General features: G+C 64.7%; 3 protein-coding genes. 1 reads left to right on the forward strand and 2 read right to left on the reverse strand.

Annotation, left to right across the window (positions count from 1 at the left end; translation table 11 throughout):
* Window positions 1–1,233: ABC transporter transmembrane domain-containing protein (locus tag JNK99_RS02900; RefSeq protein ID WP_291848354.1), on the reverse strand; the 1,233-nt coding region annotated here is incomplete at its 3' end.
* Window positions 1,234–1,570: 337 nt separating this feature from the next.
* A complete protein-coding gene (locus tag JNK99_RS02905; RefSeq protein ID WP_291848356.1) occupies window positions 1,571–2,326 on the reverse strand; it encodes a fused MFS/spermidine synthase in 756 nt (251 codons plus the stop codon).
* Between the two features lie 411 nt (window positions 2,327–2,737).
* Here JNK99_RS02905 and murJ point away from each other — a divergent pair.
* A partial coding sequence (murJ, locus tag JNK99_RS02910; protein ID WP_291848359.1) for a murein biosynthesis integral membrane protein MurJ occupies window positions 2,738–3,879 on the forward strand: 1,142 nt, incomplete at its 3' end.

Here is a 3,879-nt window from a genome sequence, read left to right on the forward strand (position 1 = left end):
CTCGAGGTTGTGGGTATTGGCGGCACGGAAACGCGCCGCCTCGCGCGCCTCCTGGGCAAAGGCCTTGACCACCCGGATGCCGGGAATGGTGTCGGCCAGCACGTTGGTGACTTCCGCCCAGACGCGGTCGACGCGCTCGAAGCCGGTACGCAGCTTCTCGCGCACGACGTGGATCAGCCAGGCAATGATCGGCAGCGGCAGCAGCGTCACCGCCGCCAGCCAGGGGTCGATCGACACCAGGATCACCGTGGTCATGACGATCATCAGCACGTCGGTGGCGAAATCGAGCAGGTGCAGCGAGATGAAGATGTTGATGCGATCGGTCTCCGAACCGATGCGCGCCATCAGGTCACCGGTCCGCTTGCCACCGAAATATTCCTGCGAGAGCTTCAGCAGGTGTTCGTAGGTCGCCGTACGCAGGTCGGCGCCGATGCGTTCGGAGACCAGCGCCAGGATATAGGTGCGTCCCCAGCCGAGCACCCAGGCGACCAGCGACGAGCCGAGCAGACCCGAGAGATAGAGTGCCACCAGTGCCGGGTCGATCGCTTGGCCATTCTGATAGGGGATCAGGACCTTGTCCATCAGTGGCATGGTCAGATACGGTGCGACCAGGGTGGCGGCGGTGGTCAGCAGCGAGAGCACGAAACCGGCCAACAGTTGCCCCTTGTAGGGCTTGGCAAAGCGCCCCAGACGCAGCAGGGTCCAGGTCGAAGGCGGCTCGTGGATTTCCTTGCTACACGACGGACACTCTTCCTGCCCGGCGAGCAGCGGCGTTTCGCACTTCGGGCAGAGCGCGACGGTGGACGGCGGAGGAAGCTCGCCGGTGACGCGAAACGTCAGTTGTCGCATGAAGTGGTCGACCAGACGCCCGGCGGCGATGTCGGCTCCCAGCGTATAACGCCAGTGCGCGAGACGCCCGTCGGCATCGCACAGTTCCAGCGTCCCGACGCCGGAATGATCGCGCCGGGAGAGGAGCAGCCCCGGCCGGTAAACCCAGCTCTGCCAGCCACCCGCATCAGCCGAGTGCACCAGCAGGCGCTCGCTACTCACCACGACGACGCCGCTGGCAAAACTCAGGCTTGCGTCGAGGTCGATTTCGAGCCAGGCCAGCACGCTCTCGCCGGCGGCGAGCCGTGAGTCGAGCTGCGTTGCCCAGGCCGCCGGCAGCGTCACCGGAGAGCTGGCGGCCAGTGGCGCGGCGGTAACGACGGACGGCGAATCGACAGCAGTCATGGGCTAGGCGGTTTCCAGGCGAGGTTGCGCGAATCAAGCCCGCGAGTATACCCGCGATATTCGCATCATGCCCGTCAGCGGACAATCGTCCCCCTGCCTGCGGCAGGGAATTCCACATCTGCGATTGCCCACCCTGCTGGCTGGCAGCCTGACGGCGGCGGTTTCGGCCGCACTTGTCGCCCGCTGGTCTGGTCCCGGCCTGCCATGGGGCCTCAATGGCGCACCGACCGCACTGCTGGTGTCCCTGATGGCAGGCTGGATCAAAATGGCTGAGGTCACCCGGGATGGCAGCAAGCAGAGCAGCAAGGGAAGCGAGCCGATAGCGACCGCCACCGCGTCAGAAACTGAGCCGATCGTGACGCAGATAGCCTTGCTCCTGCAAGCGGGCAACGGTCGGCATGAGGTTGAGGCCGGTCTGCAACTTGCACTGCTCGGCACGGCTGACCAGTTCACCGAGGCTGACGTCAAGCCGCTCGCTGCCGTTGGCGAAGGCGATCGTGTTGCCGCTGTCGGATGAGGGAAAAACCAGCGTGCGGCCCTCGAAAGCCTGCCGGATCCGCTCGGCACTGGCCTGAAATCCGCGCTCGCGACCAAGCAGGTTGACCGCCAGCAGCCCGTGCTCGCTCAGACGGGCGCGGCAGGCCTGGTAGAAAGGCAGGGTATCGAGTGCGCCGGCACGACCCTTGCCGTCGAAGCCATCGATCAGCATGCAATCATGGCGACTCTCCCCCGCAAGCATGTATTCGACGCCATCGGCGATCAGCACGCGCAAGCGTCGCGGATCGTCCGGCAGACCGAAGTGCAGGCGCGCGACGATCTCGACCTGAGGGTCGATCTCGACGACCGTGATCCGGGCGGCCGGGAGCTGATGGTAGATGAACTTGGCCAGCGATCCGGCGCCAAGCCCGATCAGCAGGGCATCGCGTGGCCACGGCGCTTCCCGCAGCAGCAGACCAGCCATCATCTCGCGCGTGTAGGGCAGTTCGAGGGCGTTGGGGCGCTGTATCCGCATCGCCCCCTGCACCCAGTTGGACGAGAAATGGAGGTAGCGCACCCCGGCTTTCTCGCTGACTTCGATCGAGTTGCGGATCATCCGGAGTTTTTGCAGGAACTGACGCAGCACTTTGTACGGCTACTCAAGGCGCGACGCGGAAAGATGGGGGCGTTACGCGGAAGGCGATGGGCTCGCCAACCCGAACAAGCCTGGCGAACGGCACGACCAGGTGCGGAAAACTGCCCGTGCCGGGTATCGCTTGAGACAGGCATGATGGCCGACTGTCGAGAAAAAGAGGAGTAGACAGGCTGTCTGGCTGCATCACATGAGCCGTGGCTGGGCGCCACGCGACCTCCGTAACATTCTATCCTGCCGGCCAGCCACCCGTCTGCTGCCTCTCGCGACAGCGCACCCTCGTCGCTGCCGTTGGATACTGCCCGACAGGTTTTGCTTGGTGCCGTCCAGAGGCTAAGATGACGGGCTTGGCGCCTGCTGCCACCCGGATAAATCATGAATCTCCTGAAGACACTCGCTACCGTCAGCGGCATGACCCTGTTGTCACGGATTCTCGGCTTCGTGCGCGACTTCGTGATCGCGCGCACCTTCGGAGCCGGGATGCTGACCGATGCCTTCTTTGTCGCCTTCAAGCTCCCCAACCTGCTGCGCCGCCTGTTTGCCGAGGGAGCCTTCTCGCAGGCTTTCGTTCCGGTGCTTGGCGAGTACCGCAACCGGCGCGGCAGCGAAGACACCAGGCAACTGGTAGACCGTGTCAGCAGTCTGCTCCTGCTCGTCGTGCTGGTGGTGACCCTGCTCGGCATGGCCGCAGCACCGCTGCTGGTCTACGTCTCGGCACCGGGCTTCAGCGACGACCCGGCCAAGTTCGCGCTGACCGTCGACCTGACACGCATCACCTTCCCCTACATTCTCTTCATGTCGCTGGTCGCGCTGGCCGGCGGCATTCTCAATACCTGGAGCCGCTTCGCCATCCCGGCGTTCACACCGGTCCTGCTCAACGTCTCGTTCATTCTGATGGCCCTGTTTGCCGCGCCGCATTTCAACCCGCCGATCATGGCGCTCGGCTGGGCGGTGTTCATCGGTGGTGCACTGCAACTGGCCCTGCAACTCCCCTACCTCAGGCGCATCGGCATGCTGCCGAGATTCTCGCCGACGTTGCGCGACGAGGGGGTCAGACGCATCTTCCGGCTGATGGCACCCGCCGTGCTCGGTGTCTCGGTGGCTCAGGTCAGCCTTCTGCTCAACACCATTTTTGCCTCCTTTCTAGGCACCGGCAGCGTCTCCTGGCTCTATTACGCCGACCGTCTGATGGAGTTTCCGGCCGGCATGCTCGGAGCAGCGCTGGGCACCGTGCTGCTGCCCTCGCTGGCCCGCTACCATGCCCGCGAGCAACTCGATGAATACTCGCGACTGCTCGACTGGGGCCTGCGCCTGACCTTTCTGCTGGCCGCGCCGGCGGCCCTCGCACTCGCCCTGCTCGCCGTGCCGCTGATCACCAGCCTTTTTCACTATGGGGCTTTCACTGCCAACGATGTCTTCAGAACGCGTGACGCCCTGGTCGCCTACAGTCTCGGCCTGCTGGCGATGATCCTGGTCAAGGTGCTGGCCCCCGGCTTCTATGCCCGCCAGAACATCCG

It is taken from the genome of Accumulibacter sp. (genome assembly GCF_016789985.1).
GTDB lineage: Bacteria > Pseudomonadota > Gammaproteobacteria > Burkholderiales > Rhodocyclaceae > Accumulibacter.